Source organism: Turicibacter sp. GALT-G1 (assembly GCF_025594995.1).
In the GTDB taxonomy this organism is placed as follows: Bacteria; Bacillota_I; Bacilli_A; order MOL361; family Turicibacteraceae; genus Turicibacter; species Turicibacter bilis.
Map to the genome: position 1 here is coordinate 1 of NZ_JAMQUS010000061.1, position 19,937 is coordinate 19,937.

The 19,937-nt window shown below is 32.4% G+C and carries 16 protein-coding genes and 1 riboswitch; of the genes, 7 read left to right on the forward strand and 9 right to left on the reverse strand.

Annotation, left to right across the window (positions count from 1 at the left end; genetic code table 11):
* Positions 1-116 precede the first annotated feature (116 nt).
* Positions 117-1,388, forward strand: a complete 1,272-nt coding sequence (locus NEH74_RS10790; protein ID WP_262941393.1) for an ISL3 family transposase — start codon at positions 117-119, stop codon at positions 1,386-1,388.
* A gap of 325 nt (positions 1,389-1,713) precedes the next feature.
* On the opposite strand, the gene NEH74_RS10795 is transcribed toward NEH74_RS10790, so the two are convergent.
* The 3 genes from NEH74_RS10795 to NEH74_RS10805 all read right to left on the reverse strand — a co-directional run bounded on the left by NEH74_RS10795 (position 1,714) and on the right by NEH74_RS10805 (position 4,238).
* Positions 1,714-2,532 (reverse strand): aldo/keto reductase, encoded by an 819-nt coding sequence (locus NEH74_RS10795; protein WP_055305290.1) that lies wholly within the window; start codon positions 2,530-2,532, stop codon positions 1,714-1,716.
* A gap of 261 nt (positions 2,533-2,793) precedes the next feature.
* Entirely contained in the window at positions 2,794-3,282 is a 489-nt protein-coding gene (locus NEH74_RS10800; RefSeq protein WP_055244207.1) for an LURP-one-related/scramblase family protein, read from the reverse strand.
* A gap of 20 nt (positions 3,283-3,302) precedes the next feature.
* Positions 3,303-4,238: an aldo/keto reductase gene (locus NEH74_RS10805; RefSeq protein WP_238581276.1), complete on the reverse strand. Its 936-nt coding sequence runs from the start codon at positions 4,236-4,238 to the stop codon at positions 3,303-3,305.
* 505 nt (positions 4,239-4,743) lie between these two features.
* On the opposite strand from NEH74_RS10805, the gene NEH74_RS10810 reads away from it, so the two are divergent.
* The gene (locus NEH74_RS10810) at positions 4,744-6,975 is read left to right on the forward strand and encodes a glycoside hydrolase family 3 C-terminal domain-containing protein (protein WP_055305292.1); all 2,232 of its coding nucleotides are present in this window, start codon (positions 4,744-4,746) and stop codon (positions 6,973-6,975) included.
* Between the two features lie 1,741 nt (positions 6,976-8,716).
* On the opposite strand, the gene NEH74_RS10815 is transcribed toward NEH74_RS10810, so the two are convergent.
* Genes NEH74_RS10815 through NEH74_RS10825 form a run of 3 tightly spaced genes read right to left on the reverse strand, consistent with a single transcriptional unit; the run spans position 8,717 to position 11,341 of the window.
* Positions 8,717-9,826: a hypothetical protein gene (locus NEH74_RS10815; protein ID WP_055305293.1), complete on the reverse strand. Its 1,110-nt coding sequence runs from the start codon at positions 9,824-9,826 to the stop codon at positions 8,717-8,719.
* 13 nt (positions 9,827-9,839) lie between these two features.
* Positions 9,840-10,646 carry a hypothetical protein gene (locus NEH74_RS10820; protein WP_055277500.1) on the reverse strand — a complete coding sequence of 269 codons (807 nt, stop codon included), beginning with the start codon at positions 10,644-10,646 and terminating at the stop codon, positions 9,840-9,842.
* A 2-nt stretch (positions 10,647-10,648) separates the two neighbouring features.
* Positions 10,649-11,341 (reverse strand): ABC transporter ATP-binding protein, encoded by a 693-nt coding sequence (locus NEH74_RS10825; protein ID WP_055245238.1) that lies wholly within the window; start codon positions 11,339-11,341, stop codon positions 10,649-10,651.
* A 436-nt stretch (positions 11,342-11,777) separates the two neighbouring features.
* On the opposite strand from NEH74_RS10825, the gene NEH74_RS10830 reads away from it, so the two are divergent.
* The 4 genes from NEH74_RS10830 to NEH74_RS10845 all read left to right on the forward strand — a co-directional run bounded on the left by NEH74_RS10830 (position 11,778) and on the right by NEH74_RS10845 (position 15,345).
* On the forward strand, positions 11,778-12,032 hold the full coding sequence (locus tag NEH74_RS10830; RefSeq protein ID WP_055277502.1) for a hypothetical protein: 255 nt from the start codon (positions 11,778-11,780) through the stop codon (positions 12,030-12,032).
* Between the two features lie 96 nt (positions 12,033-12,128).
* Positions 12,129-12,617: a YbhB/YbcL family Raf kinase inhibitor-like protein gene (locus NEH74_RS10835; protein ID WP_055305294.1), complete on the forward strand. Its 489-nt coding sequence runs from the start codon at positions 12,129-12,131 to the stop codon at positions 12,615-12,617.
* Between the two features lie 883 nt (positions 12,618-13,500).
* A complete protein-coding gene (locus tag NEH74_RS10840) occupies positions 13,501-14,151 on the forward strand; it encodes a deoxynucleoside kinase (RefSeq protein ID WP_237252655.1) in 651 nt (216 codons plus the stop codon).
* Positions 14,152-14,169: 18 nt separating this feature from the next.
* Positions 14,170-15,345 carry a NupC/NupG family nucleoside CNT transporter gene (locus tag NEH74_RS10845; protein WP_055305296.1) on the forward strand — a complete coding sequence of 392 codons (1,176 nt, stop codon included), beginning with the start codon at positions 14,170-14,172 and terminating at the stop codon, positions 15,343-15,345.
* A 45-nt stretch (positions 15,346-15,390) separates the two neighbouring features.
* Here NEH74_RS10845 and NEH74_RS10850 read toward each other — a convergent pair whose 3' ends face one another.
* Positions 15,391-16,623 (reverse strand): cation:proton antiporter, encoded by a 1,233-nt coding sequence (locus NEH74_RS10850; RefSeq protein WP_237297020.1) that lies wholly within the window; start codon positions 16,621-16,623, stop codon positions 15,391-15,393.
* A 39-nt stretch (positions 16,624-16,662) separates the two neighbouring features.
* Positions 16,663-16,721, reverse strand: a riboswitch (Fluoride riboswitch).
* Positions 16,722-17,260: 539 nt separating this feature from the next.
* On the opposite strand from NEH74_RS10850, the gene NEH74_RS10855 reads away from it, so the two are divergent.
* A complete protein-coding gene (locus tag NEH74_RS10855) occupies positions 17,261-17,845 on the forward strand; it encodes a helix-turn-helix domain-containing protein (RefSeq protein WP_055245189.1) in 585 nt (194 codons plus the stop codon).
* 287 nt (positions 17,846-18,132) lie between these two features.
* Here NEH74_RS10855 and NEH74_RS10860 read toward each other — a convergent pair whose 3' ends face one another.
* On the reverse strand, positions 18,133-18,771 hold the full coding sequence (locus tag NEH74_RS10860) for a nitroreductase family protein (protein ID WP_055277512.1): 639 nt from the start codon (positions 18,769-18,771) through the stop codon (positions 18,133-18,135).
* A 13-nt stretch (positions 18,772-18,784) separates the two neighbouring features.
* Positions 18,785-19,615 carry an AraC family transcriptional regulator gene (locus NEH74_RS10865; RefSeq protein ID WP_055305297.1) on the reverse strand — a complete coding sequence of 277 codons (831 nt, stop codon included), beginning with the start codon at positions 19,613-19,615 and terminating at the stop codon, positions 18,785-18,787.
* Positions 19,616-19,937: the final 322 nt, after the last annotated feature.

A 19,937-nucleotide genomic window follows, 5' to 3' on the forward strand; every position in this document is an offset into this window, starting at 1 on the left:
GAGTCTTCACCAGAAATGGTGCTTGACTAAATAAATGCTTATATTTACCTATAAAAACAACATCTAAAATCTTGTACTTTAGTAAGTGCGACCAAACCAAAGTTAGGAGATTTTAGATGCACTTACATCATATCAATGATTTAATTCAATTACAAGATGTTACAGTCAGTAACTATCATATTTCTGAAGATAATGTTTTAGTTTTAAGCCTGTGTCCAACAAAGAGTAAACAACCTTGTCCTTGTTGCCATACTCAAGCATTTGTTATTTGTAAAGGTAGCCGTCAAAAACTACGTCAAGTTAGACATTTACGTTGTTTCAATCGTGAAACCATTTTATTGATTCCGATGAAGCGTCTTTTCTGTAAACAGTGTGAAGTTTCTTTTACCTATCAATATGCATTTTTGACAGGGAAAACTCGCTATACAAACGATTATAAACGTGAACTTTCTAAACCGTTAGTCGGTACCACTGTTAAACAATTAACAGATACGTTTAAGGTCCCTTACTCAACTGGTGAACGCTTCATTAAGCAACATCTTGCTCATTTAATTCCGTCTATTCAAAGAAAAGTGATCGCTGCTGCTCAAGGATCAACTCGGCTCATATTAGGCATTGATGATTTTGCGATTCGAAAAGGTCATACTTATAATACAGGATTTCATGACCTAAGAAATGGTAACCTGTTAACATTAGTCATGGGAAGAACTTATCAAACGTTAATTCAAAATCAAGGCTTAGTGAAGCAACTCAAAGAGTTGAAACCCTACGCTGTTGTGATGGATTTAGCACGTTCTTATCACAAGTTTGTTGCTGAAGTTTTTCCTGATGCTATCCGAATTGCTGACCGATTTCATGTGAATCGTTATCTAACAGATGCCTTACAGGCTGTGAGAAGACGGATTAGTTTATCGCTAACACCGGAAAGTCGTAAATATTTGAAACGAAATAAAAACCTTATCGGTAAACGATATGATTCTTTGAGCGAGAAAGAAGAACGAAAATTAGGAAAACTTCTAAGCTATTCAAAAGAACTGACGGAAGTGTATGCCATTAAAGAATCACTGATTAATTGGTATGAATTAAGTGATGAAACAAATTCTTATAGACGTTTAATTCAATGGATTGCTCGAGCTAAAGCCCTAAATATTCCTGAATTAACTGAAGCACTTAAACCTTTTGAAAATTGGACAGAAGAAATTTCTAATCACCATAAGTGTCGTTACACAAATGGTTCAGTAGAAGGACGAAATAATAAAATTAAAACATTAATTCGAAGAAGTTATTTTCTTCCGAATCGAACGATCTATGAGAATAGAATCTTGTTGGAATGTAATGAACGATTTTTTATAGATGAATTAAGTGTCAAGAACCAATTTTGGTGTTGAGCCATGATTAAAGTAATAATTTTTTAGAAATGAGTTAGAGTATTGTCGGGTTCCTATATCTTATCACTATTAGTTTTGTTTCCTTCTACATACTTATATTGTGTGAATAGTAAGTTATTTTATCTAATTTTCATGATAAAAATTTGCATGATACATCTATATGTTGAAACTAAAAAACCAAGAAGAAAAACTCTTCTTGGCTTGAAAGATAAAGGAAATTCCCAAAAGTAAAAATTTTAAAAAGGAGATTTTATATTAAAAAATAGTGATATGTACAAATAGTACAATACATTATATGCAATCTTTTTGGATTATAGACTAAAAATTAGAATGTAATATGGTCAGGGTCTGGACCAATGCGTTCCTCCTTATTTAGTGAATTGATTAACTCCATATCTTCGGGTGAGATTTCAAAATCAAAGATTTCAGCATTTCCTTTAATACGGTCAGGATGTACTGACTTTGGAATGGTCACGATTCCGTTTTGGATATCCCAGCGCAAAACAATTTGAGCTATTGTTTTATTATATTTTTGTGCTAAATCGTTTAATAAATCAAGTTCAAAGACTTTTCCTTGCATTAATGGTCCCCAAGCTTCAAGTTGGATGCCCCTTTCTTTACAGTATTTTGCTAAAGAAGTTTGCATCATACGAGGATGATACTCAACTTGATTGACCGCCGGTAAAACGGTAGCCACTTCTAATAAGTTATCTAAGTGATGTTCTTTGAAGTTTGAAACTCCAATTGCACGGATGCGACCTTGATTGTAAAGCTCTTCTAATGCTCGCCATGTTTCATGATTTAATGCTTTTGGCCAATGAATTAAGTATAAGTCTAAGTAATCAGTTTGTAATTTTTTTAAAGATGTTTCAAATGCCTTCAATGTTGATTCATATCCTTGATCGCTATTCCAAACTTTACTTGTAAGAAAGATTTCTTCGCGAGGGATACCACTTTCTTTAATGGCTTGTCCAACGCCTTCTTCATTTTGATAGATAGTAGCCGTATCAATATGACGATATCCTAATTCTAAAGCACATTTAACAGCATCAATTGTTTGTTGAGCATCTTCAACTTTGAAAGTACCAAATCCCAAGATTGGCATTTTAATCCCATTGTTTAACGTTACGCATATTGTTTGCATTCTTTTTCATCCCTTCTTAAATGAGTATGCTTCATTTATTATTATAATATTTTCCATTTTATTTTACAATTATTTCATCTAATGATTTTTCTAACTGGATTAACTAAAGATAAGTCACATAATAAAAATCCACGATTGAAGGACTCGTGGATTTTTTTAGGATTTAGGAAGTAGAAAGAAGGCTAAAAAGTAGAATTACTTAGCATATTGAAACATGTAGCCAATTATTATGTTATCCATCTTATTTATTCTTATTCTTAATTAGTTGTTATTTTTCTCGTTATGAAGACAGTTGTCAATTGCAATGACCATCGCAATGAAGAAGGTCTCATTTTCTCCATGAGCCACTGTTAATTTATAGCTATCACTGAATGCGAACCATTCTTTTTCGATAGTTCCCATCGTATGACCATCTTTCGTGATCGAGAAATCATAATCCCAAAAGTCCCCATGAATTTCGAACTTACCATAATTACTTTCAACATCAAGCTTGGGTCTGAAGAAGGTTGCACGGCGTTTAATGGTCGCACAAAGAATGTCATTTTGATATACGTCATATGCCCCAAAGAAAGACATGACGCGTTGTTTGATACGAAATAATGGATTTCCATTTAAGTCGCTGATCGTTAATTCATCCCCAATCGAGAAAAATTTTCCCGTTACCTCATAGACCGGTTGTTTGTGCCCGTCATAAACATAATAACGATCTCTTAGTGTAAAAATCTTTTGTTTAATATAAAAGGTTCTCATCCTCTCATCCCCTCTAGGAATTATTGAAAATCTTTTGAGTTAAATTGTTTGTTTAGAGTTTCCATGAAATCAATCAATTGATCTTCGCGGCTCGCTCCAGCTAAAGCACACATCGGCATATCTTGGACAAAGAAGAGTCCCATAATAACCTGTGTTAAGCTCGCCTTGTATTTCGATGTTAACACCTGTAAGTGTTCAGCTAATTTTATATTTTCCTCTGTATAGTAAGGACTAGTTGTTACATCAACCCCGGCTGCTAATTTCGTAAAGAATCCACTACATAAACTAAAATAAGGCATGGCTAGTATGTTTGACTCTTGATGGAATTTTAACATTTCTTCATCCATGGTTACCATGGTCTCATCTGGATAGGGTTTCATTTGGCTTGATGCAATATTATATAAGGCTTGGTTTGCAACAAATCCACGATATCCTTTTTCTTTGCAATAAGCCATTGCTTCTTTCATACGCGCTGTTGTCCAGTTTGAGCATCCATAGTATTTAATTTTTCCTTCACGTACGAAATCTTCCATTGTCTCAATCAATTCTGAAACGGGGCGATTCAAGTCATCACGATGATAGAAGTAAATATCAATACAATCAATGCGAAGAGCAGTTAAGCTTTTTTCTAAGTCAGCTCTCATGTTTTCTTTACTTAATCGACTTTCATGCATCGTATTAAGAGCTGGGTGTCCACCTTTTGTAATGATGACTAAATCGTCATGTCCACCTCGATACTGAATCCAATCTCCAATCACTCGCTCTGAACGACCGATTTCTCCTTCAACCCAATCATTATAAATTCTTGCCGTATCAATAACATTTCCTCCAAGACTTACGTAGAGATCTAACAATTTAAATGCATCTTCATGATCCCAGGCTACACCTGCATTAGCTGTTCCGAATCCAATAGGGCATAATGAAAGTTCTGTATCTTTAATCTGAATGCGTTGCATCATCTCACTCCTTTAAGTTTTGTTACTTAAAAGTATGGCATTTTTTGAGATTATAGTAAAGAAAATTATATTGTCTATTAATTTTTAAATATAGTATGGTCTCAATACTAGAATAGGTTCCTGATAAAAAGTTAATATAAATAGCTCAATCACAGATTTAGAATTTTAGTATTCGGATCCATTAGAGTTAATTTCTTAGTTGGACTAAATTAAGCACCATTTTTAGTTTCTGACTCATTTATTTCATTTTTTTTCTTCATGAAAGCTTTTTTTAATCGTTGATTCTGCTTGTTTATTATTCATATTTGAATCTAATAAACTTTCATTTAAGTCTGTGTTTTTTCTGTTCATTTTCATTAAAATCCCTTCAGTGATTTGTTGTATTCAGCATAGCATTTCTAAAGTTAAAAGTTGGTTAAATTGTGTATGCAAATTTTATTTTATTCGTGTAAATAAGTTAATTAACTACTGAATATAATGTTTTGTAATAGGGGGGAGATTAAGAATGAGATTTATTAAAACAATCATTAGTCAGATGACGCTTGAAGAGAAAGTGGGGATGTGCTCAGGAGCAGATTTTTGGCGATTAAAATCAGTTGAACATCTCGGTATTCCAACTGTCATGGTGAGTGATGGACCACATGGATTAAGAAAACAATCGGACGAAGCAGATTTTTCAGATATCAACAATAGTATTAAAGCGGTTTGTTTTCCAACAGGAGCAACCACTGCTTGTTCATTTGATCGAAATTTATTAAAAACATTAGGATGTGCCTTAGGAGAAGAATGTCAGGCAGAAAATGTAGCTGTTCTTTTAGGACCGGCGATTAATATTAAGCGTTCTCCTTTATGTGGACGAAATTTTGAATACTTTTCAGAGGATCCTTATTTAACAGGGGAGATGGCAGCATCTCATATTACAGGTGTTCAAAGTCAACATGTTGGGACAAGCCTTAAACATTTTGCTTGTAATAATCAAGAGAGTTATCGAATGACAGCAAGTGCAGAGGTTGATGAACGAACATTACGGGAAATCTACTTACCCGGATTTGAACGAGCGGTAAAATCAGCAAGGCCCTGGACTGTAATGACCTCATATAATCGTTTGAATGGGGAATTTACATCTGAATCTCATTATTTATTAACCGATATTTTAAGAAATGAATGGGGCTTTGATGGTTATGTCATGAGTGATTGGGGAGCAGTTAATAATCGAGTAAAGGGATTAAAAGCAGGAATGGATCTAGAAATGCCGGGTAGCAACGGAACAAATGATCAATTATTATTGCAAGCTGTTAAAGATGGAACATTAAGTGAAGAAGTATTAAATAAAAGTGTTGAACGTATTTTACGTAAGATTTTTGAATTTGTGGATAATCGAAAACCAGTCATTTTTGATAAAGAAGAACATCATCGATTAGCGCGCCATATTGCAACAGAGAGTGCCGTCTTATTGAAGAATGATGATGTATTACCACTTAAAGCGACTGATACTAAGATTGCATTTATTGGTGCCTTTGCTAAAGAACCTCGTTATCAAGGAGGGGGAAGCTCACATATTAATGCTTTTAAAGTAAGTAGTGCGCTTGATGCTGTAGAGGGAATGGATCATATTCATTTTGCTCAAGGTTTTGTGACTGATGTTGATGAGACAAGAGAAGATTTATTAAATGAAGCTATCGAGCTTGCAAAGTCGAGTGAAGTGGCTGTTATTTTCGCAGGATTACCAGATTCATCAGAGTCAGAGTTTTATGACCGAACTCATATGAAGTTACCAAACTGTCAAAATGAGTTGATTAAACAAGTGGCAGCCGTTCAACCGAACACGGTTGTCGTCTTACACAATGGATCGCCAGTAGAGATGCCGTGGGTAGATGAAGTGCCTGCGATTTTAGAGATGTATCTTGGAGGACAAGCCGTTGGAGAGGCAACTGTGGATTTATTATTTGGTGTTGTGAATCCATCTGGAAAACTAGCTGAAACGTTCCCAATTCGCTTAGAAGACAACCCATCATATCTTTCATATAAAGTCGTTGATAATAAAATTTACTATGATGAAAAAGTATTTGTTGGTTATCGCTATTATGATACAAAGGAAATACCAGTTCTATTTCCATTTGGTCACGGATGCAGCTATACCACATTTGAATACAGTCATTTAGTGGTTAATCAAGATCATATTCGTGATGATGAATCATTAATAGTAAGTGTCGATATCACGAATACAGGAAAAGTCTTTGGTAAAGAGGTTGTTCAATTATATGTACAAGATTTAACAGAAACAGCCATTCGCCCAGTAAAAGAGTTGAGACAATTTGAAAAAGTAGCCTTACAACCAGGTGAAACCCAAACTATTTCATTTACTTTAACAAAACGTGATTTTGCTTATTATCATACGGGAATTTCAGACTGGTATGTACCAACAGGACAATATCGTATTTTGATTGCTAAGTCTTCAAGAGATATTAAATTAGAAGAGACGATCACTGTGACAAGTACGATAGAATTACCATTTAAAGTGACATGGAATACAACGTTTAATGAGTTAATTTCACACCCTAAGCTAAGACCAGTTATTTATGATTTACTCGGAGATATGGGAGAGGAAAATGTAGATAAAGAAGCTCAGTTAGAGATGGTTAAAGAAATACCTCTACGTGCATTACGTAGCTTCCAAGGAGTTGATAATGTCACTATTGAAAGTTTAATTACGACCTTAAATCAGCTGCTTAAATAAGTGCATAAAATAAATGAACTTCTGGAATATTAAGTGTGTAACTTAATCTTAAAGGAGGCGAGTGTTATGAAATTAGCACCTGCTCAGTTACACAGTCTTAATGAATTACATAGGAAACGCTGTAGTGCATTAACTAAAACTGCTGTGTATAAAGATAATGCGAAATCTAAAACACATGTTAGTTAATGAATTTATGAGTAGCTTTCTTTAATTAAGTGCAATACAAAACCAATGTCAATTTGGCATTGGTTTTTTGTTTTTATTTTTTGGGGCATGATAAAAAGAAAAGGGGATGTGTCATTTTGATATAATACATTTAGCACGGTATATATAGGTCCTATTAATTTTTTTCATATCGTAAAAACTAAGCCCTAGTAGAGGAGGAATAGATTTCTTTCAGAAATCCCTAGGTGACCCAATCTTTATCAGTAGAAGATACATTTCCGTTGGAAATGGTAGGTACAGCACTGAACTATAAGATATTTTGATATCAATGTTTTTATACTTTTAGTTTGAAGTGAATCATGTGAAAAACTTTTTTGTTTCTTGATAGACTAAAAGTCCACACTAATAATTAATTAGCATGGACTTTTTGAATAGGAGCGTGAAATCAGATAAAAGGAGGAACTCTAGTTAGATGTTTGGTTAACTAATAACCAGTAATAGTTTCTACCGAATCCGACAAATTATTTATAAATTCGAAAAAAATTGTTGTTTTTAAACATAATTAATGAATAGTAACCTATTGGCTATTACTTCGATATGATTGCGTTTTCATCTTCTAATTTAGCGCAATTGCAAGTAATTAAACCAATAATAACAACTTGATTTTTGATGTAGTGAAATAAAATCACCCTTATGATTGTTATGATATTCTAAGAAGAAGGCATCAATTGTAGTTTCAGGGAATAAATCTTTGCTGCAGAATCATAATTACCTGATGAGAATTATGAAGAATGAAAATTTCCTCAGCAGACATGTCATCCAATAGATAAGTTTTGAAATTTTTTAGAAAGTGATTCATTAATTAATGCAACGTATTTACGACAGGGGGGTAATCTATGTTTTGTTTTTTCAATGGTCATAATATAAAATCAGACTTGTTTTTTTTATGTAATTATACACATTCAATAATTCTTTTATCTTTAATCAATAAGCTACAGTATTTAGCAACGTATAATTAAATGATTGGTTACTGATAAGATAACTTTATTTATTTTCGGCATTAATTGACAATATGATGCAAAATGTATTATAATTTTAATAGAATCAATACACTATATGATAAGATAATCGGCTATAAAGTAGCCGTTTTATTTTCTCTAATTGATTCTAACATTGTGAACATGGATCAGGTATTTATATCAATTATACAGTACAAGATTCTATTATCATTCCTAATTTTAATAGGGTATGTTAAGCACAATAGGTAGGGAATAAGAGCTCCCAACTCATATTATTTCTTACTTAGTATAAATAATCTGAAAGACTACCCAATTTTAGATTATTTTTGAACGAAACTCCCATAAGTACTAAAATATCATTACATATATAATGGTATTTTAAAGTAAAAGATACCCAAAACGTCTTTAATAAATAAGATATGAGAACCCGGGAAAAGAAGCCATCTAGACACCTTTTGTGTTGTGATGGCTTTTTTTTCATATGTTATAACATAAAAACACGACATAGAAGTCGTGTTTTTATTATGATTATGTTAAAGGGGGGGGAAGGAGATTGATTAGTCTTGATTTACAGTTTTTAATTGATAATTATTAACTAACCCTTGATCAGGACGAATCATGATTTTTCCTTCATAAATAATTTTATCGGTTGAAGGATCTAGCACTGATAAGTACTGTGTACTTGAATTAGTATTGTATGATTCATACATTGTATAAACTAAATCATTATTTTCAGTGAGACTCTGTGGATATATTGATTCAAATTCATTTGTTGATGATTCAATAAAGCTTGGTGTTTGAGTTGGAGTTAAATTGATTTCCTGATTGTCATCATTAAAAGATGCTTTCATAATAACTGAATCAATTAGGAAAAATAGTTCATTATTCACTGTAGTAATATTTTCAATATAGACGTATTCATCAACTCCGTTCATTTTATAAGTTTTTGTTTCGTTAGTCTCGAGTGTTGTTATCATTAAATGATTTGATTCATTAGGATTTCTATAAATCACGCCATTGTGAACATACATTGACGACCATTCAGAAAGTTCTTCTTCATACTTTAGGCTTAATTTTAATGTGGTTGGATCAATTTCATAAGTGAGAATACGGTCATTTTTATTCCCACGTTGATCATAAACCTTCGCAATGTAGTAGTATTTTCCGTTATTCTCAGTTAGAAATTCAGTCATGATATTTTCACCGTATAGCAGCTGATCTAGTGAAACTTCTTGGATATTAATTTGTCCTGTGTCCTTGTTTTTTGAACGAATTCGAAGAACAGGCTCAGTATTCGTATAGAGGTAAGAGTAATTAAAGTTGGCCGTTATCAAATAATTATCATTTTCTAATGTTTCCGGCCATGTTAAGTGACGGTATAATTCTCGATTTTCTAATACATCTTCTCCGACTCCATGAAACGTATCATATTTAGTTGGTGTCAATGAAGCATTCTCTCCTGTAATAATGACTTTAGAAAACTGATTAGGTCCTGTTTTTGTAATATTTTCTAATTGAATTCCATTTAATGCTGTAACATTCCCACTTAATGTTTCTAAACGGAAATCTGTATTATATGGTGTCGCTTCAGTTTGTGCCATCAATCCTAGAGCACCTAATGATAATAAACTAGCTGTACTTAATCCAATAATATGATATAACTTCATATTTTCACCTCACCTAAATTGAAACTTTTTTATTTAAAAGCCATGCGCAAATTAAAATACTAACGGTACTCATTCCAAAGACAAATCCATAATCAACAAAAAATCGCTCATCGATATATAAATACAATGTTTTTGTATAAATAAACAAGGCGATATTAGCGATGCCAAAAATAGCCCCAGCAATTAATCCAAAGATTTTTTTTGAACGATCGCATAAGACAAAAACTGAAATGAGACTAAACATTAAGATAATAAACGCTATCTTATAGATAAAATCACTGATAGAGAGTGGTAATATCATCCCAATAAAATAAGATTTTTGTAACATCGTTGTCATTAATTGATTAGCTACCGTTCCATCAAGCAGTAAAGCATTCATCAACAAAGCGCCAATACCTAAGTTAATCAAGATTACCCCATAAAAACAAAAAACAGACAATAGGATAATGACTAACTTAGATAAGAAAATTGAGAAACGTTGTCCTTTTAAAGAAAGAAGCATATAAATACGTTTAGATGCTCCAAACCATTCTTTATACCATAAGTAGAAGGCAACACAAACTAAAAGGATAGCAGCAAAAATATAGGATAAGGGCAAGAAAGCTGTACTATCAAAAATTTGAACTAAGCTTAGCTTTCCATTAGCTTGTACATATTCTGAAACTGAGCTACTCATGATTTCAGGTAGCATCTCATTTTTGTAATTACCAATCGAGCGATAGAACATTCCAGTTGATAAAGCTGTTAGTCCGATAAATAAAGTGCCCAACCAAGGTAGGATTTTTTTAATTTCAATTTCGATTAATGTTAGAAATTTCATTATTACACCTCACAATATAAAGTTCTCATTTTTTCAACGATAGTTAACCCTTCAGCTTGTGCATCAGCCTTAGAGAAATTAGCAAAGACTTGACCTTCTTCTAATAAAACAACATAGTCTGCTATATCTTGAACTTCATCGATTTCATGAGTAGTAATTACGACGGTTTGACCTTCATCTAAAAATTCAGACTTTAACATACTAATGAATGATTGACGTGTAAAAACGTCGATTCCACTAAATGGCTCATCTAATAAAATATAAGGTGCTTTTTGACACATTCCTACAATAATATTAAAACGGGCTAAATTTCCTTTAGATAATTCCTTTAGTTTTTTATCTGTTGGGACTTTAAACAATTGAATCATACGTTCAGCTTTTTCGGTATCAAATCCTGGATAAAAGACTTTAGCAAACTCTAAGTTTTGTGGAACTGTCCATCCTAGATCATGAATTGGAATATCAGGCACGTATGCTATTTTATTAATATTTTTTTGAGTAATTTTCTCTCCATCAACTAAAATTTCACCTTTATTAATTGGAATTAATCTCATAATTGATTTCATTGTTGTACTTTTTCCAACCCCATTTAAACCAAGTAAACAAGTAATATATCCCTTTTTAAACTCTATTGAAACGTCATCAAGTACAACTTTTCTTCCATAACGCTTCGTTACATTTTTCAGCTCTAGCATGAAGATCCTCCTTTTTAATTCTCACAATTAAATCCTAAACTCAGTATAAAGTGTAAATATTAAGAAATACGTAACAAAATTATGAAGAAAATCTTAAGAATTTCTTAATGGGGGGAATAGGAGAAAATATACGTTAAAGAAAGAGAATACCTTAAATAAAATCTTTGAGTGATTCTGTTGAGGTAAATATTATAATTATAAACTTAAGTACCTGTAGTAGAGAGTTTTTTCATTCCTTTAAACAAAAAGCTAAGTCAGTAAAAAACTGACTTAGCTTTTTTCATGAAATCTATTTGCTTAGCATATTGCTTAATTTGTATTTTACTATGTGTTATAGTTATGAATTAGGTAATACCAAGTTTTAATTTCAGGTGAAGAAGAAATGATAACTTGTTTTATAAAGAAATATTTTTGACAATAGCAGAGGTGTTGTTTAATGTTTAATGATGTTTTATTTGTTGTGAATAATGATGAGTTACACATTCATGACTATTTTACTCGTGAATTTATTGAACGTGTAAAATTAGGGGAAAAACTTCAAGTCGAGTGTTATGATGAGATGGTTTTTCTTTCAGGTCAATTAAAAAAAGATCCAATTACAAATAAACTTTATTTATGTGACCGTAATGGCTTTATTTGTGACATTGAATTTGGTCAAGTTTATGAAAAAGTTTGGATTCTTAAAGACTAATTAAGTCACTCTTCCTGAGTGACTTTTTTTACGATGAAGTATTAATTTAATTCAGCGTTAGGTATAATAAAGACAGTGTTGAAAGGAGATGATTTAATGAAGTTAAGTAGTCAAGGTATTGTTAATGGTGTCATTCATGATCGTTACGGGAAACGTGGACCAATGAATGAGTATGAGATGCCGACTGTTTCGTTACCTTTAAAAATTGAAGATGCACCGGCTAATACCGTTTCGTATGCATTAGTTTTAGAAGATAAGGATGCCTTTCCAGTCTGCGGTTTCTCATGGATTCATTGGACAGCTGCCAATATTACAAAAACACAACTTCAAGAAAATGAAAGCCAAAGTGCGACTGATTTTATTCAAGGTGTTAATAGCTGGATAAGTGACGGTACCCCAGTAGAAGCCTGTAGTTATTACGGTGGAATGGCGCCACCAGATGCACCTCATGTTTATGAAATTCATGTCTATGCGTTAGACACAATGCTTGATTTAAAACAAGGATTCAACTATAACGAGTTGTATCATCAAATGGATGGGCATATTTTAGATCAAGCCACTTTAAAAGGTATTTATAAGAATTAACGTAAAAGCTCCTAAAAGATAATCTCTAGGAGCTTTTTATAATCTTAATAGAAAAAATAAAATTATTTAACAATTAGTCAAATGTATCCAAGGGGTGTTTATTATCTATTTAGGAGAGAATTTATGAATACAACTTTTTTAAATACTGGAATACAACAAGAAGCAGACGTCATACAAGAGAGGCTATGTATTATTTAATTAAGTTTTTAGGCAACTGGGTTATTCATTATGGACTCTTTTCTTTATCTTTATTTTTTGTCCGTGTAAGAAGTATCCTAGGATAGAAGATATTAAAGTTATCATTGTAATAATAAAAAAGCTTTTCCAAGAAAGAGCTAAAATATGTTCGAGTGAATTAAAGATAAGAATAATCGACAGATTCAATAATAAGAGAAAAATATTAGTAATGCTACCGATAATACTAATAAATCTAAGAGTTTTTAATAGTTGATACATAATCATGTTCTCCCTTTCCATTAATAGTTATTGAATAACATGAATTTTAACAAATCATCTATCTATAAAATTGTCGATGAAACACAGCTTTATTTAATTTTTTTGCTTGTGGATAAATAAAATTTTATTTTAAATTGGTCGTTTAAAAAAGAGTAAATTTTAATTTTTTCTTGACAAAATAGGAGATTGAAAAACGCGGTTTGTAATCGTTTTCTTTGCGAAAGGGAAGATGATTTTTTTGTCAAAAAATAACTTGTGGATAAAAAATTATGGTGAAATTTGGACAGAATATTATGTGTGATTTTGTTGTTTTTTTGTGCTATGATTTAAACCGTGCTATTTTTTGAGGGGCGTTATCTAAGAGTTGCTATCTCAAAAAAACTATTGTATTTTTAAGTAAGTTTATGAAAGGTAAGGGTGAAGAATGTTGATTACAATTGGAGCTATGATTGGAGCTGGGAAAACAAGTTTAGCAGAACTTGTTGCAGAGCATTTTAATTCAGAAGTATTTTATGAGAGTGTGGATGATAATCCAATTTTACCGTTATTTTATACAGCATCAGAAGAGGAAATCCAAGCGAAACGTTATCCGTTTTTATTACAATTATGGTTTTTAAATACCCGTTTTAAAAGTATTAAAGAAGCTTTAGTTCATGATAATAATGTACTAGATCGTAGTATTTATGAAGATTGGTATTTTGCTAAAGTTAATAAAGAACTAGGTCGTATTTCAGAATTAGAATTTAGTTTATATGAATCCCTTTTAGACAACATGATGGAGGAATTAAAAGGATTACCCAAAAAAGCGCCAGACTTAATGATTTATTTATCAGGAAGCTTTGAAACAATTATTGAACGTATCAAAAAACGTGGACGTGAATATGAATTAGATGAAGGATTAGTATCTTATTACTATGAGTTATGGAAAGGATACGACAACTGGATTGAGCAACATTACGATGCTAGCGAAGTACTTGTCATCAATATTGATGAAATTGATTATGTTAATAATGAAGAAGATAAGAAAAAAGTTTTATCAATGATTGAAGAAAAATTAAACGAGATTCGCAACCGTTAATAGAAAGTAGCGTGCAGCATGAATAGCATCTTTAGTTTAATTGCAGTTATTTGTTTATTAGTATTAGCATTTATTTTATCCACAGATAGGAAGAAAATTAATTTACAAACAGTTGTGATGGGATTTTTATTACAAGTAATTTTAATTTTCTTTGTGATCAAAATACCAGTCGGCCAGTTTTTATTAGAGAAATTAGCTCTTAGTGTGAATAACCTTATTCAAATGGGAATGGAAGGTGTGGACTTTGTCTTTGGAGGAATTGCTGAAGGATATGTGTTTGCTATTAATGTTTTATCGCTTATCGTTTTTACGTCAGCATTAATTTCAGTATTATACTTTTTAAAAATCATCCCATTTTTAGTGAAATATGTTGGGAAGTTTATTGCACGTTTAATGAAGACTACAGAAGTTGAAACTTTTTGTGCAGTAGCTAATAGTTTTTTAGGTGGAACAGAGGCGCCATTAGTCATTAAACCTTATTTACCGAAGTTAACAAAATCAGAACTATTTGCTGTCATGGTCGGTGGTTTTGGTTCCGCCTCAGCGAGTATTTTAGGTGGATATAGTATGATGGGAATTGATATCAAATATTTATTAATCGCAGTCTTTACTGTTCCATTTAGTACATTAATGATTTCAAAAATGATGTTGCCTGAAACAGAAACGTCAAAAACAGCAAATGCTGAAATTGTTGGTTCTGAAGCTGAAACATTGTTTGAGGCTATTTCAGAAGGAACGAGTAATGGACTTGGATTAGCTCTTAATGTTGGTGCAAGTTTAATTGCCTTTGTTGGACTTATTGCCATCGTGAATGCCTTTTTAGGATTATTTGGGGTAAGTCTATCAACATTATTCGGTTACGTCTTTTTACCAGTTGCTTACTTATTTCATATTCCACCAGACGAGGCATTTACTTTTGCTTCATTAATTGGAACGAAGCTAAGTATAAATGAATTTGTTGCTTATGGAGAAATGGTTGATGTTATAAACGTGTTATCCCCTCGAACGATTGCAATCTTATCGGTCGTATTGTGTAACTTCGCGAACTTCTCAGTTATTGGAATTCAAGTCGGTGCATTTGCGTCACTAGCACCTGAACGTAAAGGTGAGGTTGCAACACTAGGAATTAAAGCATTAATTTGTGGAACAATTTCAACTTTATTAACAGGCGCTATTTTAGGAATCTTTTTATAAAATAAATAAGAAAAAGGGTTAACGATGATAAATCGTTAACCCTTTTTAATTTTCTGTTTGAAGTAAACGGTCACTTGTTAATTTAATTCCAATGGCACCAATTGGGGCAGTAATTAACACACTTAAAATAGCGATAGCCTGCATAATTTCTCCACCAGCAACTCCCATTTGCATTGGAATGGCAGCTTTGGCGGATTGAACCGTTGCTTTAGGGAGGTAAGCAATGACACAAAAGATACGTTCTTTAAATGATAAGTTAGTCCCGATTAATGAGATTAACACACCAATTGAGCGTACACTTAATGAGATAGCTAGAATTCCACATCCAATCAAGAAAAACTCTCCAACTAATGTTGGATTAATTGCCATTCCTACAAAGGCAAATAAATAAAGTTTACCAGTTTTCCAAATACGATTCATTTGATTAAGAATCATTTGGGAACTATCCACAACATAGTTACGAATAAAGAACCCATAAATCATGACAGTTAATAATGAATTAAAGATTTCAAGATGAAAATATTTTTCTATGGCTCGCATCAATAAACACAATCCAAACGCGACGATGACTTTCCCAATCGATGAAGAAATCTTTTCAATGATTGGTTTTGAAAGCTTATATACGATAAATCCAACTGCTACACTGATGATGATAGTTAATGGAATCATTAACAGTTGCATGGGAATAGAAATAGCTTCACCACTTGTTGTTTGCATATAAATACCTAAAAAAGTAGTGAACAAAGTAATAGCAATGGTATCGTCTGCACTTGCGCCAACGAGAAGCATTTGAGGAATAGCTTTATCCTGACCAACTTTACGATTAATTAGATCAATCATTGATGGAATTAAAACAGCTGGACTTACAGCTGCAATAATAAATCCTAAAATAGCTCCCTGAATAAAACTAAATTTAAGAAATAACATAGCCATTAATGCGATTGTAAACCCTTCGAGTGTTGCTGGAATAGCACTTAATAAGATGGCAGGGCGACCGATTTGTTTCATTTGGGCTACACTAATCCCTAATCCTCCAATAAATAGCACGGTTACTAGGGCAATATCTTTTAGTGTTGGTGCAATAGTTAGTGTGGCATCTGGTACTAAGTTTAGGAATGATGGACCAATTAACATCCCAATAAGCATCATTCCAATTAAAGAGGGTAACTTAATATATTCAATAAGTTTCCCACTATAATGAGCCAATATTCCGATAATCAATAAGCTAATTAATACAATGATAAGTGTCATATCTTTACCTCCTAACTGATAACTCACAAAAAAGACTCCTACTCTTTAATACACAATAAAAAGAATTAAAGAGTAGGAGTCATTAGCTTTCGCGGTTAATGGCGAACTCCATCGCCTATTCAATACTCTTATTATATGATGTGACTATTAAAATGTAAATAAAAAGAGGATAGAATTAAAATTAATCAATTATTAGTCTGATCACTTTATTAGAGCTTTGAATGGTTGTATGATATATGATAAGTTTTCAAGGAAATCAAATACTGTATTGGGGGAGATTATATTTTGAATCAATTGATCGAAATTTATACTGGGATTAGAGTTCTCCAAGCTATTGTTTAACCATGACTTTAATCCACCGCTAACTGTATTAGAAGCAGAAGGTGTATTAGTATATTGATTTAGAAATTGCGCTTTGTCATTTTCATTTAACAGTGCTTGGGAAAGGATGAATAGGTGACTTTAAAATATTTAATCCTAACCTAGACGCCAAAAGTAATTAGGTTATTTCATTGATTCCGACTAAAAAATAGTTTTACAGTTGGGCTAGTTTCTTTGATTATCCTTAACTCTACGAAGCGTTTATTGAATAAGACATAAAAGTTGTTAAAATGATATAGGGTGTGCTTTAGTTTTTGATAAGAATTGAAAGGAGGCTAGAATGATGGATTATCAAAAAATTGGTGTGTTGATTTATGAATTACGAAAAGAAAAAAATATGACCCAAAAGCAAGTGGCCCAATTAATGAATATAAGTGATAAAACGATTAGTAAATGGGAACGAGGACTAGGCTGTCCAGACGTCTCATTATTACCTGAACTTGCAACTATTTTTGGAGTCAGTGTCGATCATCTATTAGCTGGAGAGTTGAAAATTAATGAACAAATAGGAGGAAATATGAGAAACTTAAAATTTTATGAATGTCCACAGTGTGGAAATTTAATGACAGCAACAGCAGAAGCAAGTTTATCTTGCTGTGGAAAAACATTACAATCATTAGTACCAAAAAAAGTAGAAGCTGGACATGAACTAAACATTGAAGAAATCGATGGAGAATTATACGTTACATCCAATCATGAAATGACAAAAGAGCACTACATTACCTTCACCGCTTTTGTTACAGGAGACACTATCTTAATGAGTAAACAATACCCTGAGTGGCATATGCAATTTAGATTCCAAAAACGTAAACATGGGAAGCTTTATTTCTATTGTAAAAAACACGGTTTATTTTATCAGGTTATTTAGCTATATAACTCCAGATAAGTTTTTAATATAGCGAAAGCTTTAAAGCCCTAGTAATTGAGGATACATTTTTTTCGAAAATGGTAGGTGACCCATTCCCTATCAGCGGAAGAAAGCTATGAGTTTGTAAACCCACTACATAGCATAGGTGACCATGCTCAATTTGAAATGTATTTTGAACAGAGGAGAGATTTATAAGCTGCTATCTTTGTATTAGAACAATAAAATGAAATGCTAGCATTTTTAAATAATACTAACAAAAAAAGATGACATCAAGTCATCTTTTTTTATTAGTCAATGAAGGTTACTACTTCTTCAAGTGGTTTACGTTTAGGTGCAGGGGGCGTATTTTCCTCAGGAACGCCTAAAGCAATTAAAGACATAAGATGATAACCAGGCTTGTTAAAATTAATTAATGTTTCAATTCTATTTTTAGCGTGTGTTGGGCCCGTCATGTAACAAGCTCCATATCCCATTTCTGTAGCAGCTAATAAGAAGTTTTCAACAGCCGCTCCAATTCCTTGAGCTGCTGATTGAGGTGCCATGATTTCAGCTAAGCGTTGTTCACTGGCTCCATTTGCTTTTAAAATATCATACTCAATCATGTCATAGTCATTAGCGTACACGATAATAACAACAGGTGCATGTTGAAATAGAGTATAGTATTTTAATAATTTCATATAGTGTGTTTTTTCTGTTTCAGAACGAGCTATTTCAGCAATAGCAATATGACTTTCAGAGACGATTTCAGTGAGTTTTTTGATAATGTCACGATTTTGTAACACAACGAAGTGCCAATTCTGTTGGTTCTTTGGTGATGGAGCATGAGTAGCTGCATCTAATAAAGTTAAGATATCTTCTTTTGGAATGGATTGATTTTTAAATTTACGAATACTTTTACGCTTATAAATAAAATCTAAGTTTGCCATAACGACTCCTTTGTTAAGATGTAAAGTTCGCACTACGGTATTCTCGTGGGCAAGTTCCTACAACTTTTTTGAAGATTTTTGAGAATACAAGTGCATCTGTATATCCAACAGAGTGCGAAACTTCTTGAATACTTAATGTTGATTGTTTTAATAGACGACAAGCTTTATTAATTCGATATTGAATGAGATAATTCTTTGGAGAATTATCCATTTTCTCATTGAATAATTTAGTTAAGTACTTTCGGTTGATTCCAACATGATTTGAGATTTCCTCAACTGTAATTTGACGTGAATAATTTGTTTCAATATATTCAATAGCTTGACGAATATAGTCAGCTTGGCGACTGATTGTTTGAATTCTAGGGATTTGTGGTTCAGTATGATCACAGAGTGTTCCAATTAAAGCATAGAATCCGCTAATAGCTTGTAAATCTGCACTCTTTGGATGGTTAACTGATTCGAGAATGTACTCAAAACAAGCTTCAACTTTCTTACCATTCTCACAATTTGAAATAGGAGATGAGACAGATAATCCAATACGTGCTAAGTAATCATCCACGGCTTGACCATTAAATCCAATAAAATGATAGGACCATGGATTCAATAAATCTGGTCTGTAACTAACAATAACTTGTGGTGGAATTAGAAAGCAAGTTCCTTCTACGATTGTATAATCCTGTCCATCGATCGTTAAAAAGCCTGACCCCTCTGTTACATAATATAGGCTATAATAATCACGAATTCCAGGCCCCCATGATTGGTTCCTTTCACAATCATTGTTACCACAGTGATAAAGCATAAAATCTAATCTAGAATAATCCGCTTTTGGTTTAAAACAATACATTTTAAATATCCCCCCTCCATATCTGAAGTCATTATATCATAATTTAATGGCTTTATGTATATTGATTGAAAGCACTTTTATATATATTGTATAATATTGACTGTTATTAGTGGATGCGTTTTTATATTAATTAAGTGTGTAATCGATTACATATAGAGGAAGTAGATATTGTAATATTAGTAGTAACAAAACTGTATGAGATTTTTATTTGTATAACTTTATGGTTAAGATTGATAATTTATACAATTTTAAAGAGATAAATTGTATAAATCATATTAAAACAGACCACAACGAGAGTAGTCTTGAAAGGGTTAGGAGGGAG

Excerpts from the sequence above, each read along its gene's own strand:
- NEH74_RS10790 (WP_262941393.1), top strand. The coding sequence starts at position 117 with ATGCACTTACATCATATCAATGATTTAATTCAATTACAAGATGTTACA.
- NEH74_RS10795 (WP_055305290.1), bottom strand. The coding sequence starts at position 2,532 with ATGCAAACAATATGCGTAACGTTAAACAATGGGATTAAAATGCCAATC.
- NEH74_RS10800 (WP_055244207.1), bottom strand. The coding sequence starts at position 3,282 with ATGAGAACCTTTTATATTAAACAAAAGATTTTTACACTAAGAGATCGT.
- NEH74_RS10805 (WP_238581276.1), bottom strand. The coding sequence starts at position 4,238 with ATGCAACGCATTCAGATTAAAGATACAGAACTTTCATTATGCCCTATT.
- NEH74_RS10810 (WP_055305292.1), top strand. The coding sequence starts at position 4,744 with ATGAGATTTATTAAAACAATCATTAGTCAGATGACGCTTGAAGAGAAA.
- NEH74_RS10815 (WP_055305293.1), bottom strand. The coding sequence starts at position 9,826 with ATGAAGTTATATCATATTATTGGATTAAGTACAGCTAGTTTATTATCA.
- NEH74_RS10820 (WP_055277500.1), bottom strand. The coding sequence starts at position 10,646 with ATGAAATTTCTAACATTAATCGAAATTGAAATTAAAAAAATCCTACCT.
- NEH74_RS10825 (WP_055245238.1), bottom strand. The coding sequence starts at position 11,341 with ATGCTAGAGCTGAAAAATGTAACGAAGCGTTATGGAAGAAAAGTTGTA.
- NEH74_RS10830 (WP_055277502.1), top strand. The coding sequence starts at position 11,778 with ATGTTTAATGATGTTTTATTTGTTGTGAATAATGATGAGTTACACATT.
- NEH74_RS10835 (WP_055305294.1), top strand. The coding sequence starts at position 12,129 with ATGAAGTTAAGTAGTCAAGGTATTGTTAATGGTGTCATTCATGATCGT.
- NEH74_RS10845 (WP_055305296.1), top strand. The coding sequence starts at position 14,170 with ATGAATAGCATCTTTAGTTTAATTGCAGTTATTTGTTTATTAGTATTA.
- NEH74_RS10855 (WP_055245189.1), top strand. The coding sequence starts at position 17,261 with ATGGATTATCAAAAAATTGGTGTGTTGATTTATGAATTACGAAAAGAA.
- NEH74_RS10860 (WP_055277512.1), bottom strand. The coding sequence starts at position 18,771 with ATGGCAAACTTAGATTTTATTTATAAGCGTAAAAGTATTCGTAAATTT.
- NEH74_RS10865 (WP_055305297.1), bottom strand. The coding sequence starts at position 19,615 with ATGTATTGTTTTAAACCAAAAGCGGATTATTCTAGATTAGATTTTATG.